Origin of the sequence: Providencia sp., from assembly GCF_052096715.1 — a bacterium.
Classification (GTDB): domain Bacteria; phylum Pseudomonadota; class Gammaproteobacteria; order Enterobacterales; family Enterobacteriaceae; genus Providencia.
Genome location: NZ_JBQDNB010000020.1, coordinates 60642 through 77404, shown reverse-complemented (window position 1 = coordinate 77404; position 16763 = coordinate 60642). Strand labels below are relative to the sequence as shown.

Sequence of the window (16763 nt, the reverse complement as noted above, 5' to 3'; positions counted from 1 at the left end):
AAGAGGCTGAGCGTATTGCTGAGGAAGTTGAAAGGGCAGAGCAGGAAGCGGCAGAACAAATAGCAGAACAATAAAAATTGATGCGCCAGCTCGAGTAGTTGGCGCATTTAGATCACTTGCTGGTTAATTTGTTATATTTATCATGAAGATTTTGTGGAAATAATTCGGTATATACGCGCCATAGTGTATTTAATGACTTATGCCCTGTTACTTGAGCTACTTCCTCAATAGAAAACCCCGCCTCAAACAATCTACTAGCACCCTCCCTGCGCAGGTCATGGTAGCGTAAATCCTCAATTCCAAGCGATTGCTTTACGATACGAACCCCCTTTGAAATTGATGCTGGGTTAAAAGGGAATATTCTATCACCTTTTGGTTTTTGTTTATTTAGGATATCCCAAGACTCCCCCAATAGCGGCACGACCATGTGGTTGCCTGTTTTTTTTCTAGGATCCTTTCTGTCTTTAACAACCACAGAGCGAGTGGAATAATCGACATCAGTCCATTTAATTTTACAAACCTCGCCAATCCTCATGCAAGATAATATCGAAAACATAAAAATATCGCTGTATGGTATTTGAACTTGTTTGCGCTTTTCATGCTCCTTCAAGGCATCAAGAATTAATTGAATTTCATCTTTCGTTGGTCTGCGGCTGCGAACATTTGATTTAGCTATCACCCCCATTTGATTTAATATTACCTTAGAGTCTCTGGCGGGATTATCAGTGTAATTAATTCCAAAGACTGACTTGGCTGAATCTAGAGTGACAGTTAAATAACTTACATCTTGACTGACAGTATTGGGGCCCGTACCTGATGCTCGTCTTAGTTTACAATGCTCAATAACATCGTTTACAGATAACTTAGATAAGTAAATATCTGCCAGTGACGACCTTAATAGAGAGCTAAGAACGTATTTCTTTGTTGTGCCAGCCTTTCCGCCTAGACCAGGCTCATCTAAATACATCTGAATTAACTCACCCACTTTAATTTTTGAAGGAGAGTCTGGTTTTGGTAGCCCTGATTGCTCAATTTCAACAACTCTCCTAATTCCCCATGACTTAGCCATCGCGGCCTTACTAAAGGTTCTATTTTCTCTATAAATGTATTTTCCACCTTCTTTAACGCCGACTGTGCATCTATACTTAACAGTTCCGTCAGCTCTAGGGCGCTTTTCTACGCTATAGTAAGCCATTTTTTAACTCCATTCTGGGGGTGCTGTGAGGGGTGCTGAGTAATGAATAACATACCAAAATGAGCATAAAAAAGCCAAAATAAACATATTCAAATATCGTGATAATTGGTTAACTAATTGAATATATTGATATTGTTATATTTATGTTTTTATGTGCCTCCCATCTTCTATGGATGAAACACGTTTATGGTTAGAAGAAATGGATCTTTTATTATCAAAAAGAGAACAGTTTGCCCTTGTTTATCCACCCGTTGCTCCAAAAGGTAAACCGTCAGCTGAAGATATGGAGGGAATGAAGTATGTACGCCGTTGGTTAAAACAGGCGAAAGAGCCAATGATGGAATATTGCCGAGCGATGGTAGTGACTTTACAGCCAGATGGAAGTGATAAGGACGAAATGGAACGTCTTGCTCCTATGTTATCTGCATTATATGGGCCAGAGGTTTTTCTTGAAACCGATGCATTAATGGCGCAGGAGCGTGCTAGAAAGTTACTTTCATAAATAAATTATTAACTGCTTATTTTGCGAATATAGCTGGCGATGATATCAACAGATAAGGCTATTTGCTGTTCGATAAATTCATCGCTAGGCGTAAAATCGGCAACGCAAAAAGTGGTAATAAATACATCTGCTTTAAGCATTTCTAAATATCGAGATGAAATACTTAATAATATATTTTCATCAATATTGACATCGGGTAGTGTGGCAAGCTTTTGTGTTAATAATCGATAGCTCTTGACTGGGCCTTGTTCGAAGAAAGCATGGCTTATTTCTGGGAACCGGTTATATTCGCCAAGAATAAGGCGATAAAGGCCGATAGATTGGGGTTTAATAACATTGAGTAAAAATCGGGAACCATAAAAGGAGAGTACGCTTTCAATATTTTTTGAAATAGGCGCTTTAGTTTCTGGCTCATCAAAAATTTCATCTATCATATGCGCAATAACGGCAGCAAATAACCCTTTTTTATCCCCAAAATTTTTATATAACGTTGAGCGAGAACCTCCTGCACGTTCAATAATCATATCCAGAGTCGTCCCCTCAAACCCATATTGTAGAAACACTTCAGCGGCGGCAGTGATTAATGCTTTATTTCGGCGCTGACCTTTAGGGGTTTTGGCGGTTAATAGGCTACTCATGGAATATTTATCCTAGCATGCTAATTTATGAAGAAAATAGTGCTGCTCAGTCTAGCAAAATAGTTTAGAAATAGTCGCTTAATTGATTAATTTACCTGAAAGAGATCATCATCTAAGCTGTTATTTAGTTCTATGATACATATAGAGACTAACATGTTTAAGAGAATATCAGAATTTTGTTAACTTTGGGGGGTATGATGAAGGAATGTGTATTAGAGACTTCGATCACGAATGATATTGTTGTTAATGTACAAAGAGAAATCACTCGACTGTGCATTGAATGCGGCCTACTTCTATTGCAGCATGGTGCTGAGAGTATGCTGGTTGAACAACTAACCACGCGTTTGGGGATTGCATTAGGCGCGAGCCAAGTTGATAGTGCAATTTCATCTAACTCACTCGTATTAACGACGATTATTGACGGGCGCTGTTTAACTTCTACTCGTCGTATTATTGATCGCGGTATTAATATGCATGTGGTTACTGAAGTACAGCATGCCGTTATTTTAGTTGAGCATCATTTGCTTGACCGTAAACAATTAAAAAAGAAATTAGCATCAATTAAGCCGTTGCGGTATCCACGTTGGCTTATGGTATTAATGGTTGGTTTATCTTGTGCTTGTTTTAGTCAGTTAAATGGTGGCGGTTGGGAGAGCGCTCTGATTACTTTTATTGCAAGTAGTTGTGCTATGTATATAAGGCAAGTTTTAACATCTCACCAAATGAATCCATTAATTAATTTTTGTATTACCGCTTTTGTTGCGACATCGGTATCTGGTTTATTATTGAAAATTCCTTATTTTGTATTAACAGAAACGATTTCAATGGCTGCAAGTGTACTGCTACTAGTACCGGGTTTTCCTTTAATTAATGCAGTCGCTGACATGTTTAAAGGCCATGTTAATACGGGATTAGCGCGCTGGGCAATGGCGAGCTTATTAACATTATCAACTTGTATTGGGGTTGTATTGGCTATGGTTGTGTGGAATTTAAGGGAATGGGCATGAATTTCATTTTTGCATTATTGGCTGATATGTTCTTGGCAGCAATACCCGCAGTTGGTTTTGCTATGGTATTTAATGTGCCAATTAGAGCCTTAAAATATTGCGCGTTGCTCGGTGCGATTGGCCACGGTTCAAGAATGGTGCTAATGACCTTAGGGTTGCACATTGAGTGGGCGAGTTTTTTGTCAGCAATTCTCGTTGGAATGATTGGTATTCAGTGGTCTCGATGGTGGCTTGCGCACCCAAAAGTTTTTACCGTCGCTGCTGTTATACCTATGTTTCCAGGGATAAGTGCCTATGTAGCAATGATTTCTGTGGTTAAAATATCACATTTTGGCTATAGCCCTGAACTTGTTGAAACATTAGTTACTAACTTTTTGAATGCCTCGTTTATTGTAGGAGCGCTATCAATTGGAATATCGCTTCCGGGTTTGTGGATATATCGTAAAAGACCAAGCGTATGATTTTTATGCTTATAAACATCAATTTATATTAAACATTTAGAAGTCTTACGGTCTTGTTTTATTTTTAGTTAGACTGTTATGTATTCTATTTACAATGCTTATTTACATTTTCTATTTAAGATGGACATATTCTGAGAGTGTATTTTATTTAATAAAATTGAGTATCCATTAATATCAAAAAAGCTTATATTTCATAAAAATAGCGTTTATCTTATGGCAGTCGTTGTATTGTTATATGAAAATGTAACGCTTCAACTTAATTATTTGCTTTTTTTCTGATTAATGGTGTTATTTTGAAACAGCTGAGTTTGCTTAAATGCCTCAATACGGGGCTATCTATCTTATTGTTTTTATTTTCATTTTCTTTGAATGCAGCCCCGAGTTCGTTCACTGACGCTAAAGTTTTAAGTAAAACTAAAGTGTATTTTGATCAACATAATCAAGGGGAAGGTACTTTGTATTGTGGCTGTCAGTGGGAGTGGGTCGGAAAAAGTGGCGGACAAGTCGATTTAGCGTCTTGTGGTTATCAGGTACGTAAACAGCAAAGCCGTGCTCAACGAATAGAATGGGAACATATTGTCCCTGCGTGGGTATTCGGTCATCAAAGACAGTGTTGGCAAAATGGTGGACGTAAAAATTGTGTATCTACTGATGAGACTTTCCGTCAAATGGAGGCGGATATGTATAATCTGGCACCTTCAATCGGAGAGGTTAATGGTGATCGCAGTAATTTTAGTTTTGCACAATTAGCGGCGAATGTATCGTATCCGTATGGAATGTGTCGTAGTCGAGTTGATTTTAAAGAAAAAGTATTTGAGCCACGTGATGAAGTGAAAGGGCAAGTCGCACGGGTCTATTTTTATATGCATGATCGCTATAATTTATCTATGTCACGGCAACAACAGCAATTATTAATGGCATGGAATAATCAATATCCTGTTAATCAATGGGAAAAGCTGCGAGATGCGCGCATTGCAAAAGTTATGGGGCATCATAATGGCTTTGTAACAGGCGATAAAATATGGTCAATTGGGCATAAAAATAGTGGTGAAGGCGTGAAAAATACGTTAGTGACTGCAAAGCCTAAGACAACTCAACTTAATAAAGTTAGTCCACAAAATAATCAAGTGAAAGGAAATCAAAACTCAAAAAAATACCATTTGTCTCATTGTGGTGGCTTTAAAACAACAGCTGAGAAAAATGCGGTATTATTTGATAACGAATTAGCGGCACAAAAAGCAGGATATCAATTAGCAGGTAATTGTAAACCGCGTTAATAGTGACGTTATAAAAAATATAAGTAGGTAATAGATAAAATTACCTAGGCGCATTAATCAGCTTAGGTATTCGATTTGTTATCTTTTATTTACTTCATAGCGCTGTCAAACAATAGACATTTTTTAATCTAGCTATTATTTATGTATTTTATTTGAACGATTAAGCTTTATATGAACATAAATAATGTTTTTTTGTTAAAAAAATGTTGCATTAAAAAAATATATTGCGCTATATTTATAATCAATGCGTACTGTGGCTTATGTTTCAGTTAAATAATCGTTAAGCCAGTATTTTGTGATAAAAAAATTTATTTTGTCATAGTAATGTCATACAGATTCTTTAGTTTACGGGTATCACCTTCAAGGAGAAACTAATGGAAACTAGGTATTTGTTAGCTAACAAGCAAGACCGGTTATCACTCCATCATGGAATTGTCATGGTGAGATTGTTAACCGGTTTTTTTATTATCTGCAAACTGGTTTTTTTAAACTCTATGTCTTACATCATGAGCTTGAAGGGAGCTCCTCAGTGTTTTTAATCGTTCACCATTTGAATTGACTATCACTGATACATGAAAGGATTAATATTATGAGTAGACAAAAAGCTGCAATAAAGGCACGTCGCGAAACAAAACGTACATCACGTAAAGAACGTTCAGGTAGGTTTGATATGAATAACGTCACTTCTTTTGCTGATTTCACAGGCATTGAGCCTATTGGTATGGCAAAAGAACGCCGTGATGGTAGCCCAATAATGCCACGGAATGAAGCGCAAAAGCTCTATATTAATTCGATTAAACATAAGCAGCTGATCTTTGCAAATGGTGAAGCTGGTTGTGGTAAAACTTATATCAGTACCGCATTGGCGGCAGATGCACTGATTAATAAGGATATCAGTAAAATTATTGTCACGAGACCCGTTTTACAGGCCGAAGAAGATCTCGGTTTTTTACCGGGGGATATGGCCGAAAAATTTGCACCTTATTTTCGCCCTGTATATGACGTTCTGGTGAAAAGATTAGGAACTTCATTTTTACAATATTGTTTACGCCCTGAAATTGCTAAAGTAGAAATTTCTCCCTTTGCCTATATGCGAGGGCGAACGTTTGAAAATGCGATAGTGATTTTAGATGAAGCACAAAACGTCACTGTGACCCAAATGAAAATGTTTTTAACTCGATTGGGAGAGAACGTAACGGTAATTGTAAACGGCGATGTGACTCAATGTGATTTACCTGAAGGTGTATCATCGGGGCTTGCTGATGCATTGCAACGTTTTAGCAGTGATGAAATGGTATCGATGGTGAACTTCACTATTGATGATTGCGTCAGATCGCAACTTTGTCATAAGGCGTTATTAGCTTATAACAACTAATTTATAACGATCTAATCTACTACTGCAGCGTTTTACTTTTATATGCCCCTAGTAAATAAATAGGGGCATATTTATTATGGGGTGTTGCTTAATTAATGATATAGCATCTCATGAACAATTTGTTCATCCGTAAGAGAGTAGGGGTAGTAAGTTGGCCAATTATCAAGCTGATTTAATAATTTTTCTTGTGATTCATTTCCCATATAAAGATGGAAATGACCTGACTGCTGAGGCTCAATAATATGATCGCTAAATTGAATATATTTAGGTGCTTTTGAATTTGCATCTTGGCATTCAAATAGGTAGCGTACCCCTTTTTTACCAGAGATATAATTAAGTATTTTATACCCTGAATAAGTATAATGGCATGAATTTACTACACCGTTCTCGGTAAATTCAATGACGTTATTTTCAATGCCGATATTATTGATATCTGTTGCATAACCTTGCTTATAATATTGACGATATTCCTCAACGCTTTTGTCTTTATTATTTTTTGCTTTGTGTTCTAAAACAGAGTCAAGTTTTCCATTAAGTAGTAATGGGTTGACTGACTCCCAGACACCTTGCCAGTCACTTAATTGCCTATCCTTTACATCACTTTCTTCAAAAATTCCTTTCGATGCCTGTATCGCCTTTTCAGATTGAGGATGTGTATGACTATGTGACCCATGACCAAATACACTAAAACTACCAAGGGCTAGAGAGACACTTAGTGTGATATTTAACAGTTTATTTTTAGGCACTGGTATTTTCCCCGTCTATTGAAATGATTTTGTTATGTGAATAATTAATTGAAACGTTATAACATAACAATTGCGTGTAGGGAAAGTTTTTTATTGATGAAATGGCTATTGAATTAAAATAGGGAAGAATAGATTTGGATTAAAATAGAGTTAGAAGATAATGAAAGATAATCGACCGAGATAAACACGGCCGATTAATTGATACGTTAAATTGATGTAGGCTAGTCGTCAGGGTTATCCATAACTTCATGACGTTGGTTGTGATAACCTTCTTCATCATAACCATGGCGCCAGTATGGAATAGCGTAAATATCATCACGACCAAACCCTTTTTCGCGCCTAATAAAACGGCGTAACTCACGAATAATTTGGTCTTCACCTGCGATCCAAAATGCAGCATCACTAGTGGGAATATCCCATGATTTAAATGTACTAATTAGTTCAGCTGTTTTACTGATATTGCCACAAATCCAAATCACTTCAACAGCGGCAGGTTTGGTTAATTCACGTACATCTCCTTGACTGTCGAGACGTAAAACAACTTTTCCTTGTGCACTAGCAGGCATTTTCTCTAGTAATGATGCGATAGCAGGCAAAGAACTTGAGTCGCCAGCCATAAAATATTGAGATTTAATCGGTAATAGTGGATCTGGCCCACCAGGATTGCTTATTCCCATCCAATTTCCCGGTTTAGCATCACGGGCAAAAAGATATGCAGGGCCAGTAGCGCCATCATGCATTGCAAATTCAATATCAATTTCACTAACTTGTGGACGAATGGCCCGAACGGTATAAGTGCGTACGAGAGGGCGAGGTTCATTTTCTGGCCAACTGCGACCTTTTTCTGTTAAGACAGGTAATGTCGGTTTGCTTTTTAAATCGGGGGCAAGAAAAATTTTAAGGTGTCCACCTTCACAATCTGTCGGGTAGTTTGCTAATTTTTCACCCGTGAAGGTAATGCTGCGGATTGAAGGGCTTACATCAATAATGGATTTAACTTGAATGAGCTGTGGTGGCGCCGGGCGGTATATATTTTTTTCGACGGGGTTTTCTGTAGCCACGGACGGTCTCCTTTTTCAAATGATAATATTATTATATGGTAATTGTTATCATTATCATATCATGAATTGAAATAGTATAACCATTCAAATTAAAAAAGAACTATATGTATTTTCAGATAAAAATACCGCACCTTTTATGAGTGCGGTATTTATCAGGAATATTTATTTTACTTTCATTCCAGCGGCGGTCATCAGTAATCTAAATGCGGAAGAAAATGCAAATAGTGCTAATACACTGCCTAGCCAAATTGCCACCATCCAGCCCAGTTTCTTCCACCAGGGGGAGATGACTAGATTATCAGTGGTAGCCTTGATCTGGGGTAATTTTTCCTCTGAAGACATAGTAACTCCAATAGGTGTAAACCAAAATAACAGGAATAATAAATAATGCGCCGACTAGCATAAAGCCTAGGCTTTCTGATGGCCCTGCTGCATCACGGAAACTAATTGCTGGTGGAATAAGATTTGGCCAAATACTAATACCTAAACCTGTAAAACCAAGGAAAATCAATAGTAATGCGGCTAAAAAAGGAATGCTGTCATGTTGTTGACGCTTTGCGCTTTTGAATATTAGCCATGTACAAGTTATAACCAATAATGGAACTGGTAAGAAGAAAAACAGATTAGGCAATGAAAACCAACGTTCAAACACCGCCTCATTGACAATGGGGGTCCATAAACTAATTGCCGCGATCACTGTAACCATGAATAAGGTTAATGGGCGTAAAACACGGTACATTGTACGGCGTAAATGCCCCTCAGTTTTCATAATCAGCCAACCACAAGCAAGTAGGGCATAAGCGACAACTAAACCTAAACCACAAAATAATGGGAATGGTGAGAACCAATCAAAATATCCACCCATAAATACGCGGTTTTCGACATGGAATCCCTGAATGAATGCGCCAACAACGATCCCTTGCATAAAAGTGGCAATAATCGAACCCCAAATAAAAGCATGGTCCCAATGACGACGATGAGATTCATCAGCTCTGAAGCGAAATTCAAATGCTACGCCACGGAAAATCAACGCTAGTAACATGAAAGTGAGGGGAATTGATAGCGCATCTAGTACAATTGCATAGGCCAATGGAAAAGCGCCAAATAAGGCAGCACCGCCAAGAACTAGCCAGGTTTCATTGCCATCCCACACTGGCGCAACGCTATTCATCATTAAGTCACGGTCTTGACTATCTTTTAGTGCAGGGTAGAGAATACCAATGCCTAAATCGAATCCATCCATGACGATATACATCAACATACTAAATACGATAATGACAAACCAAATAAGTGGTAAATCAATGCCCATGGGGTTGATCCTCCGCGATACCTTTACGAATTAATTTCATCATGTACATGTAGCCAATTCCAAAAACACCGCCATAAACCACAAAGAAAGCGATTAGGCTAATGCTCATGTGCATTTCCCCATGAGCACTTACCGCATCAGAGGTCCGCTGTAATCCATAGACTACCCAAGGTTGCCTTCCTATTTCAGTCGTAAACCAACCTGCTAGGATAGCGATGAGTCCAGATGGCGCCATGACAAACATAAAACGTAAAAATGTTTTCGATTCATATAGATTTTTACGATAACGCAGCCAAACACTCCACACACCAGCAGCTATCATTAATAGACCAAGACCGACCATTACGCGGAAAGACCAGAACACCATAAATACATTTGGTCTATCTTCTGGCGCATATTCTTTTAACGCAGGTACTTGTTTATCAATACTATGGGTTAAAATAAGGCTAGCAAGATAAGGTATTTTAATGGCGTAGTCTGTGGTTTCCGTTTGTTGATTTGGAATACCAAATAGGATCAGCGGTGTTGCTTCACCCGGTTTATTTTCCCAATGTCCTTCCATCGCAGCGACTTTTACGGGCTGATGTTTTAGGGTATTAAGGCCATGAAAATCACCAATAAGTGCTTGTAATGGTGCTAATACAAGGATCAGCCATAATGACATGGAGAACATTTTTTTCATTGCTGATGATTTGTTGCCTTTTAGCAAGTGCCATGCAGCGGATGCACCAATAAAAAAGGCGGCAGCTAAGAATGCAGCTGTTGTCATGTGCAGCAAGCGATAAGGGAATGAAGGGTTAAAAATAACCGCAATCCAATCTACAGGAACGATGCGATTATCAATAATTTCAAATCCTTGTGGTGTTTGCATAAAACTGTTTGATGCCAATATCCAGAATGTTGAAATTATCGTTCCGAGTGCCACCATACAGGTTGCAAAGAAATGAAGTTTTTCGCCAACGCGATTCATGCCAAATAGCATTACACCGAGAAAACCTGCTTCTAAGAAGAAGGCGGTGAGAACTTCATAGGTTAATAATGGTCCGGTTACACTGCCTGCAAAATCGGAAAAGAAACTCCAATTGGTGCCAAATTGGTATGCCATGACCAATCCAGAAACAACACCCATTCCGAAATTTACAGCGAAAACTTTTGACCAAAAATGGAACAGTTTTATATAGTCAGTATCACGAGTTTTTAGCCATAAACCTTGAAGCACTGCTAAATAACTAGCAAGCCCAATGGTAATAGCTGGGAAGATAATATGGAACGAGACCGTAAAAGCGAATTGTATACGGGCTAGCTCCAGCGCACTAAGTCCAAACATATTGACCCCTGAAAGGTATTGGTAATGTGCACGCGGCATTTAAAATGTTTGCGTTAGCAATGTCGTCGCTCATCCCTAGCATAAAGGTTCATTGCATTCGTTAGGCTGTTAAAAAAGCACAGCCTCATTCAAAACGTTTTGTGCTTATAGTTAAAAAAAGTCAGGTGAAAGTGTGGATTAGTAGAACATGAGACGATAAACTATAATAGTAACAATTATTGAGACATTAACTATAACAGTTGGGGCGACGATGACGAGATATGAACAATTAGCAGCACAAATTCGTCAACAAATTGAAGACAATATCTGGCAAGTTGGGGACAGATTGCCTTCTCTTAGGGAAAGCGTAAAACAATCGGGTCTGAGTTTAATGACCGTTGTACAAGCGTATCAACTCCTTGAAAGCCAAGGATGGGTTGTTGCGCGTCCACAATCGGGCTATTACGTCGCGAACCGTAATAATGCATTTGCTGCGGCAAAAGGTGGTAAAGGGCTACATCTGAATGAGAATGTAGAGATTAATGCTTCCATTTTTGGCGTATTACAGGCTTGTAAAGATCCTGATATCATTGCTTTTGGCTCTGCTTTTCCAGAACCTGCTCTATTAGATGATCCTAAATTAGCAAAATCTCTGGCGTCGGTAGCAAGGCGATTAGCAAAATTTAATACCACGGCTAATTTACCACCGGGAAATGAACAATTACGACGTAATATAGCTCAACGTTATGCTATGCAAGGTATTCATGTCGCCCCTGATGAAATTGTTATCACTGCGGGTGCAATGGAATCGTTAGTATTGAGCTTACAATCAGTGACGCAGCCTGGCGATTGGGTTGTTATTGAATCACCTGCATTTTATGGCTCATTACAAGCCATTGAACGTTTGAAACTTAAAGCGATTGCAATCAAAACAGATCCTTTATTTGGTATTGATCTTGACGCATTAGAGGATATTGTTGATAAGTACCCGATTAAAGCATGTTGGTTAATGACTCACTTTCAAAATCCATTAGGTGGCACTATGCCACAATCTAATAAAAAACGATTGGTGGATATTTTAAATAAACGTCAAATTTCATTAATTGAAGATGATGTTTATGGCGAGCTTTATTTCGGTAATAAACAGCCAATCCCTGCGAAAGCATTAGATAGCAAGGGTAATTTTTTTCATTGTTCTTCATTTTCAAAATGTTTAGCACCTGGTTATCGAGTAGGTTGGGTTGCTGCTGGGCATCATGCATCTAAAATTCAACATTTACAGATGATGAGTACCGTATCAGCTAGCGTGCCAACACAACTTGCGATTGCTGAATATTTAACGCAAGGTGGATACGATAATCATTTGCGAAAATTGCGCCAAACAATGGAGCAACGTCAACATCAAATGTTGGGTGCAATAGCGAAATATTTACCTTCGTCCGTCAAGGTGAACACGCCAAAAGGGGGGTATTTTCTTTGGTTAGAATTTGAACCGCCCTTTAATGCACTTCGTTTATATCAACTTGCACTTAAAGAAGGTATTAGTATTGCGCCGGGAAGCATGTTTTCTACGAGTGAACAGTTTAATCATGCATTTCGTCTTAATGTATCTTTTACCTGGAATGAGCGTATTGAGCAGGCGATGAAAGTTTTAGGTCATTTATGTCATTACTTAATTGAAGAGAGGCGCGATTAGTCACATTATCGTTGAAAATTCATTGCCTTGAGATATTAACTCTGCGAATCTAAGTGTTGAGTGAATAGCATTAAGTAGTTGTACTCGGGGGGAATATGAAAATTAAATGTTTCAATGTAATTGAATTGCCGACTCGTGAGTGGAGTGATGGATGCGGTGCTAGTCAAGAGGTCTTTTGCTGGCCCGTTGCATCTGATTATTCATTGCGCGCAAGCATTTCTACAATTAATCAAAATAGTTTTCTTAAACAATATTCATCAGGGGAGCGACTCGCGATTCTCCTTGATAACCAAGAACTGTGCATAACGGATAATTACAGTTTTAAACATCAATTAAAACAGTTAGGCGAAGCTATTCGCCTACCTGCATATCAATATGTCAGTGTTGAAATAGAACAAACACCGGTACATTTATTGAATTTTATTTTTAATGAAGAGCGTTGGATTGTGAAGGAACACATTCTTAGTAACTCAAAAAAATTACCAATAAATCAAGCGGGTATCGTATATGTATTATCAGGGGAATGGCGTGTAACAGGGGCTAGTTGCAATGTGATGACGGTAGGGCAAGGTGGTTGGTGGTTGCCTGATATCGGCGAAGGAGAGTTAACACCGCAGACTTCAGAGAGTCAATTAATTTGGATTGAGATTTTACCTAATTCAACCTTATCTTAAATATTATTAAATGGAATGTATAAATAAAAACAATAAATTAAAGTAGGGGAAAAACCTTATATTATGTAATGTTTTATAGAATTAAATATGTAAAAAATAATAAGTAAATTAAGTTGATTATGAGCAATGATTATAATTATCATTATCGCTCTTAATTACTTTAATAGATTATGCTTTTATTTATGAAACCGAAAAAATATTCACGACTTACTCCTCTCGCTGTCTTTATCGCACTGTTTAGCCACCAATCCTATGCTGTTGATAACAATAAAAATGATGAGATAACTGTCGTTGGAAATTGGTTAGAAAGTGCAGATGATAGCGAAGTGGTATTTAATCATCCAGGTGCTAGAACGGTCAAAACAAAACAGCAAATAAAAGAGACAGGAAGTGTAACCATTGCTGATGCTTTAAAAGGCATACCCGGTGTGCAGGTTCGTGAAAGCAATGGGACAGGAGGCAGTGATGTTTCTTTGAATGTGGGAGTTAGGGGGCTGACATCACGCCTTTCACCACGTTCAACAATTTTACTCGATGGTATGCCTTTAGCGGCCGCACCTTATGGGCAACCCCAGCTATCCATGTCACCGCTATCTTTGGGCTCAATTGAGTCTATTGATGTGATCCGGGGTGGGGCATCGGTACGTTATGGGCCCCAAAACGTAGGTGGTGTTATTAATTTTGTGACAAAACCAATTCCTAAAGAATTTGGCGGTAGTGCGGCAATACAGACTCAAGGTGCAAAAACGGGTGGCTTGAAAACTGGCGTGGATGCTTCAGTTGGGGGTTCAAAATCAGATAATTCAGCAGGCGCATTATTGCTCTATTCAGGATTACATGGTCAAGGGTATCGTAAAAGTAATGATAATACCGATATTGATGATCTTATCCTAAAAACACGCTATGCATTAACCGATAACGACGAAATTCTCGCTAATTTTCACTATTATCGTGCGATATCAGGCATGCCAGGTGGGTTGACTCAAGCACAATACAACGCAGATTCTTACCAATCAGTTCGGTCTTTTGATCGCTTTGAGGGTAATCGCCAAGATATGTCATTTAAGTATAAACATCAAGAAGATGACAAGCAGTTTGAATTGATGACGTGGTTTAGTAAAAGTTATCGGGGGAGCTATATTGAGAGCGAGAGAAAGGATAATGGTGGGCAAAGCCGTTTAGTTTCTTATCCTCGTCATTATAGTGCATATGCAATTGAGCCAAGCTATTCACAACTCTTTCGTTTTAATGATATTTCTCATGAGGTAACGGTGGGTTATCGTTATTTAAATGAAACAGCAGATGAAAAAGCGTACCGTTCAAATTGGTATCAAACTGGCTCTCAAGGCTCTCGTCCAGATACTGGACAATATTATCAACACACATCTGGCGGTACAGAAGCTCATGCTATATATCTGGATGATACTATTGATGTTGGCAACTGGACAATTATTCCAGGGATACGCTATGAAAATATCAAAATTCACTTAGATGATAGCTTTAAAAATCAAAATCGCAGTAAAAATTATAGCGAACCATTACCAGCACTTGCCGTCATTTATCATATTGATGATGAATGGAAATTATTTGCTAACGCGAGCACTTCCTTTGGCAGCTTACAGTATTTTCAGCTTAATACCGCTGGTGTAGGAAATTCTCCAGCTAACGGTTTAAGTGCTGAAAAAGCGCATAACTATGAAGTGGGCACAAGATTCGATAATACCGCGCTATCTCTTGAAATGACGCTATTTTATATTGATTTTGATGATCAGCTACAATATATCGAAAATTCAACAGGTTGGACTAATTTAGGTGCAACTACACATCAAGGCATTGAATTAGCAGCAAAATATGATTTAACTGAGCTATCAGATGTTTTAGAAGGCGCAAGCGTCTACAGCACTTACACTTATACCAAAGCAATTAGTAAAAAAGGAAATTTTGCTGATAAAGATCTGCCTTTTTATTCACGACAAGTTATTACCGCGGGTAGTCGATATGAAACGGGTAATTGGGTTTGGAATTTGAACACCTATGCTCAGTCCTCTCAAGAATCACCGGGTACTGGTAATTCTTATATTACTGAAGGGAGTGCTGATGGTCGTTATGGCACTATTCCAGGTTATATGGTGTGGGATGGCCGTGGTGAATATCATTTTGGTAAAAGTTTGTCTGATTTAACACTATCAGCAGGGATTAAAAATTTATTTAATCAAACTTATTTTACTCGCTCCACAGATAATAACGCAGGTATTTATGTGGGACAGCCAAGAACTTATTATGTTCAAGCATCAGTGAAATTTTAATTAATACAAGGCATTAATATGTTGAAAGGATTAATAAGTAAAATCAGCTACATCATATTGGGTTTGGCTTTTTCATTATCGAGCTATTCAGCACCGATTACAGTAACCGATATCGCAGGTAGAACGGTATCGGTCAATGCACCTGTTTCTAAAGTGATGTTAGCAGATAGTCGTGTTCTGGTTGCATTAAATATTTTACATCCGCAAACACCATTAAAAGGAATAATTGCTTGGGATGATGCGTTGATAAAAAAAGCGCCCGATCTCAGTGCTGCATATGGGGTAAATTTTCCTGAACTTAAAGATATTCCTGTTTTTCCAAATCCTTACACCACTGATTTTAGTGTAGAAAAAGCATTAATTGCGCAACCCGATTTACTTATTTTTGACATTGGTTTGCAAAGTAAATTAACGGAAAGCGGTACATTATCACTGTTAGAAAAAAGTGGATTACCTGTTATTTTTATCGATTTCAGACAGTATCCATTAAAAAATACGGTTCCGAGTATGCAATTGCTTGGTCGTGTTTTCGGTGAAGAAAAACAAGCAGAAGAATTCAATCGCTTTTACCAGCAAAAATTAGAATTGATCCGTTCTCGTGTTGCAACGCTGACCAAAGAACAACGCCCCACCGTTTTTATTGAAAGAGCAGTGGGCGTCACAGGTGAAGATTATTGCTGTAAAACCTTTGGTAACGGTAATTTTGGTGAATTTGTTGAAACAGCGGGTGGTAATAATTTAGGTTCCCAATGGTTTTCTACCGGTATGGGTGGTGAAATTAATGAGGAACAATTAATTCATAGCAATCCATATTACTATCTTATGACGGCTGCAGATTGGGACAGTACACGAAAAGGCAGTGTATCAGTGCCACTAGGCTATACAGGAGAAAAGCAAAAGTCACAGGATAGACTTGCCGCTTTATTAGAGCGTCCTAAATTACGTCCTCTAGAGGCTTTTCAACATAAACGCGTTTTGGCACTGTATCAGCAATATTATGATACACCATTTAATATTATCGCCGTGGAAGCCATAGCAAAATTCATCCATCCTGAATTATTTGCTGATCTTGACCCACAAGGCGATAGCGATTATTTGCATAAAACGTTTACTGCATTAGATGGTAGTGGGGTTTTTTGGGTTCAAGCGCAATAAAAACAAATTGAGTTATAACGTATTAAAACGGCATTTTAAGCATACTACTAATGTA

The 16763-nt window shown here is 38.2% G+C and carries 16 protein-coding genes; 9 read left to right on the top strand and 7 right to left on the bottom strand.

The genetic code is table 11. The features are described from left to right. Positions 1-112: 112 nt before the first annotated feature. Entirely contained in the window at positions 113-1195 is a 1083-nt protein-coding gene (locus tag ACTH6U_RS15055; RefSeq protein ID WP_441832536.1) for a site-specific integrase, read from the bottom strand. 169 nt (positions 1196-1364) lie between these two features. On the opposite strand from ACTH6U_RS15055, the gene ACTH6U_RS15050 reads away from it, so the two are divergent. Continuing rightward, a complete protein-coding gene (locus ACTH6U_RS15050; RefSeq protein ID WP_441832535.1) occupies positions 1365-1697 on the top strand; it encodes a hypothetical protein in 333 nt (110 codons plus the stop codon). Between the two features lie 8 nt (positions 1698-1705). Here ACTH6U_RS15050 and ACTH6U_RS15045 read toward each other — a convergent pair whose 3' ends face one another. After that, entirely contained in the window at positions 1706-2335 is a 630-nt protein-coding gene (locus ACTH6U_RS15045; RefSeq protein ID WP_441832534.1) for a TetR/AcrR family transcriptional regulator, read from the bottom strand. Positions 2336-2532: 197 nt separating this feature from the next. On the opposite strand from ACTH6U_RS15045, the gene ACTH6U_RS15040 reads away from it, so the two are divergent. The 4 genes from ACTH6U_RS15040 (at position 2533) to phoH (ending at position 6455) form a co-directional block, all read left to right on the top strand. Continuing rightward, complete coding sequence (locus tag ACTH6U_RS15040) at positions 2533-3342, top strand: threonine/serine ThrE exporter family protein (RefSeq protein ID WP_441832538.1); 810 nt, start codon at positions 2533-2535, stop codon at positions 3340-3342. Beyond that, the gene (locus ACTH6U_RS15035; RefSeq protein ID WP_336431058.1) at positions 3333-3803 is read left to right on the top strand and encodes a threonine/serine exporter; all 471 of its coding nucleotides are present in this window, start codon (positions 3333-3335) and stop codon (positions 3801-3803) included. Before ACTH6U_RS15040 ends, ACTH6U_RS15035 begins: the two co-directional genes overlap by 10 nt. A 293-nt stretch (positions 3804-4096) precedes the next feature. After that, positions 4097-5080, top strand: a complete 984-nt coding sequence (locus ACTH6U_RS15030; protein ID WP_441832533.1) for an endonuclease — start codon at positions 4097-4099, stop codon at positions 5078-5080. 589 nt (positions 5081-5669) lie between these two features. Next, the gene (gene phoH / locus ACTH6U_RS15025) at positions 5670-6455 is read left to right on the top strand and encodes a phosphate starvation-inducible protein PhoH (protein ID WP_441832532.1); all 786 of its coding nucleotides are present in this window, start codon (positions 5670-5672) and stop codon (positions 6453-6455) included. A 92-nt stretch (positions 6456-6547) separates the two neighbouring features. On the opposite strand, the gene zinT is transcribed toward phoH, so the two are convergent. The 5 genes from zinT to ACTH6U_RS15000 all read right to left on the bottom strand — a co-directional run bounded on the left by zinT (position 6548) and on the right by ACTH6U_RS15000 (position 10898). After that, on the bottom strand, positions 6548-7201 hold the full coding sequence (zinT, locus tag ACTH6U_RS15020; RefSeq protein WP_441832531.1) for a metal-binding protein ZinT: 654 nt from the start codon (positions 7199-7201) through the stop codon (positions 6548-6550). A gap of 221 nt (positions 7202-7422) precedes the next feature. Continuing rightward, positions 7423-8262 carry a siderophore-interacting protein gene (locus ACTH6U_RS15015; RefSeq protein WP_434718844.1) on the bottom strand — a complete coding sequence of 280 codons (840 nt, stop codon included), beginning with the start codon at positions 8260-8262 and terminating at the stop codon, positions 7423-7425. 162 nt (positions 8263-8424) lie between these two features. Further along, positions 8425-8604, bottom strand: coding sequence for a DUF2474 domain-containing protein (locus ACTH6U_RS15010; RefSeq protein WP_434718845.1), 180 nt, complete (start codon positions 8602-8604; stop codon positions 8425-8427). Beyond that, positions 8561-9571 (bottom strand): cytochrome d ubiquinol oxidase subunit II, encoded by a 1011-nt coding sequence (gene cydB, locus ACTH6U_RS15005; protein WP_441829077.1) that lies wholly within the window; start codon positions 9569-9571, stop codon positions 8561-8563. The genes ACTH6U_RS15010 and cydB overlap by 44 nt, the downstream gene beginning before the upstream one ends. Continuing rightward, positions 9561-10898, bottom strand: coding sequence for a cytochrome ubiquinol oxidase subunit I (locus ACTH6U_RS15000; protein ID WP_336431056.1), 1338 nt, complete (start codon positions 10896-10898; stop codon positions 9561-9563). The genes cydB and ACTH6U_RS15000 overlap by 11 nt, the downstream gene beginning before the upstream one ends. Before the next feature lie 250 nt (positions 10899-11148). Here ACTH6U_RS15000 and ACTH6U_RS14995 point away from each other — a divergent pair, with 250 nt between their 5' ends. From ACTH6U_RS14995 to ACTH6U_RS14980, 4 genes are all read left to right on the top strand, one after another. Next, entirely contained in the window at positions 11149-12573 is a 1425-nt protein-coding gene (locus ACTH6U_RS14995; RefSeq protein WP_441832530.1) for an aminotransferase-like domain-containing protein, read from the top strand. Between the two features lie 95 nt (positions 12574-12668). Further along, the gene (locus ACTH6U_RS14990; protein ID WP_294110711.1) at positions 12669-13247 is read left to right on the top strand and encodes a HutD/Ves family protein; all 579 of its coding nucleotides are present in this window, start codon (positions 12669-12671) and stop codon (positions 13245-13247) included. Positions 13248-13429: 182 nt separating this feature from the next. Beyond that, entirely contained in the window at positions 13430-15553 is a 2124-nt protein-coding gene (locus tag ACTH6U_RS14985) for a TonB-dependent receptor family protein (RefSeq protein WP_441832529.1), read from the top strand. Between the two features lie 18 nt (positions 15554-15571). Beyond that, the gene (locus ACTH6U_RS14980) at positions 15572-16708 is read left to right on the top strand and encodes an ABC transporter substrate-binding protein (protein WP_441832528.1); all 1137 of its coding nucleotides are present in this window, start codon (positions 15572-15574) and stop codon (positions 16706-16708) included. Positions 16709-16763: the final 55 nt, after the last annotated feature.

Coding starts and splice junctions, on each gene's coding strand:
- ACTH6U_RS15055 (WP_441832536.1), bottom strand. CDS start 1,195: ATGGCTTACTATAGCGTAGAAAAGCGCCCTAGAGCTGACGGAACTGTT.
- ACTH6U_RS15050 (WP_441832535.1), top strand. CDS start 1,365: ATGGATGAAACACGTTTATGGTTAGAAGAAATGGATCTTTTATTATCA.
- ACTH6U_RS15045 (WP_441832534.1), bottom strand. CDS start 2,335: ATGAGTAGCCTATTAACCGCCAAAACCCCTAAAGGTCAGCGCCGAAAT.
- ACTH6U_RS15040 (WP_441832538.1), top strand. CDS start 2,533: ATGAAGGAATGTGTATTAGAGACTTCGATCACGAATGATATTGTTGTT.
- ACTH6U_RS15035 (WP_336431058.1), top strand. CDS start 3,333: ATGGGCATGAATTTCATTTTTGCATTATTGGCTGATATGTTCTTGGCA.
- phoH (WP_441832532.1), top strand. CDS start 5,670: ATGAGTAGACAAAAAGCTGCAATAAAGGCACGTCGCGAAACAAAACGT.
- ACTH6U_RS15010 (WP_434718845.1), bottom strand. CDS start 8,604: ATGTCTTCAGAGGAAAAATTACCCCAGATCAAGGCTACCACTGATAAT.
- cydB (WP_441829077.1), bottom strand. CDS start 9,571: ATGGGCATTGATTTACCACTTATTTGGTTTGTCATTATCGTATTTAGT.
- ACTH6U_RS15000 (WP_336431056.1), bottom strand. CDS start 10,898: ATGTTTGGACTTAGTGCGCTGGAGCTAGCCCGTATACAATTCGCTTTT.
- ACTH6U_RS14995 (WP_441832530.1), top strand. CDS start 11,149: ATGACGAGATATGAACAATTAGCAGCACAAATTCGTCAACAAATTGAA.
- ACTH6U_RS14990 (WP_294110711.1), top strand. CDS start 12,669: ATGAAAATTAAATGTTTCAATGTAATTGAATTGCCGACTCGTGAGTGG.
- ACTH6U_RS14985 (WP_441832529.1), top strand. CDS start 13,430: ATGAAACCGAAAAAATATTCACGACTTACTCCTCTCGCTGTCTTTATC.
- ACTH6U_RS14980 (WP_441832528.1), top strand. CDS start 15,572: ATGTTGAAAGGATTAATAAGTAAAATCAGCTACATCATATTGGGTTTG.